Consider the following 413-nt stretch of genomic DNA (forward strand, 5'->3'; position numbering starts at 1 on the left):
GTGGGCGTGCCCGATGGCATCGGCGCGATCACGGTCAGCCCCGGTGGCGCACCGGTCAGCGTGTTCTCCAGCAGCGTCAACGGCGGCAGCCTGGAATACCGGCTGCGCGACCTGCAGGACACACCCAGCCTGCGCGTGAAGCAGGGCGTGGGCAGCAACAGCACGTTGGTCACCACCGTATCCGGGCAGAGCGGCCAGCTCGGCGAGCATGGCCCGAAAGTGCTGGTCGACCTGCAACGCGTGTCCGCCGACAAGTACCAGGGTGAGGGCACGCAGAACTTCCTGCGCGGTGACCTGAAGCTGCAGCAGGATGTGGCGTGGGGCGATTTCACCGTGTTCGTCTCCGACAGCAAGGCCCAGGTCTGGGGCTACAACAACATCTCCTTCGACATGATCCGCAAGCTGGGCTGGAA

The 413-nt window shown here is 65.6% G+C and carries 1 protein-coding gene; it reads left to right on the forward strand.

Going from position 1 to position 413, the window contains the following annotated elements; genetic code table 11:
- Nucleotides 1-413: hypothetical protein (locus EN845_RS33950; protein ID WP_210235528.1), on the forward strand; the 413-nt coding region annotated here is incomplete at both ends.

The organism is Mesorhizobium sp. M8A.F.Ca.ET.202.01.1.1 (assembly GCF_004791595.1).
Classification (GTDB): domain Bacteria; phylum Pseudomonadota; class Alphaproteobacteria; order Rhizobiales; family Rhizobiaceae; genus Mesorhizobium.